We start from the raw sequence: 601 nt of genomic DNA, 5'->3' as shown, positions 1-601 counted from the left end.
GCGGATCACTTCGTAATCGCTGTCCGCTGACAGGATCAGCAAGTTCGCCGGACGTCCCGGCTCCAGCCCATAGCGATCACCGAGGGCCATGGCCTTGGCGCTGTTGTCGGTCACCAGGTCCAGCGCGGTTTGCAGGTTGCGGTAACCGAGCATGTGGCAGATGTGCAGGCCGGCTTCGAGCACCCGCAGGATGTTGCCGTTGCCCAGCGGATACCACGGATCGACGATCGAGTCCTGGCCGAAACACACATTCATCCCGGCTTCCAGCAACTCGTTGACCCGGGTGACACCTCGGCGTTTCGGGAAATTGTCGAAGCGCCCCTGCAGGTGAATGCTTTCGGTCGGGCAGGAAACAAAACTGATCCCCGAATGCCCGAGCAGGCGAAAGAGCTTGGCGCAGTAGGCGTTGTCGTAGGAGCCCATGGCCGTGGTGTGGCTGGCGGTCACCCGTGAACCCATGTCGCGGCTGCGGGCTTCTTCGGCCAGCACTTCAAGAAAGCGCGAATGCGGGTCGTCGGTTTCGTCGCAATGCACATCCACCAGGCAGCCGGTGCGCTCGGCCAGGTCCATCAGGAACTTCACCGAGCTGACGCCCTGATCG

At 62.4% G+C, this 601-nt stretch carries 1 protein-coding gene; it reads right to left on the bottom strand.

All coding sequences use genetic code 11. From position 1 onward, the window contains the following. Positions 1 to 601: amidohydrolase family protein (locus tag AC1DH9_RS30495; protein WP_477809500.1), on the bottom strand; the 601-nt coding region annotated here is incomplete at both ends.

This window comes from Pseudomonas sp. 05T35 (assembly GCF_056396605.1).
This window is presented reverse-complemented; position numbering and strand designations above follow the sequence as displayed.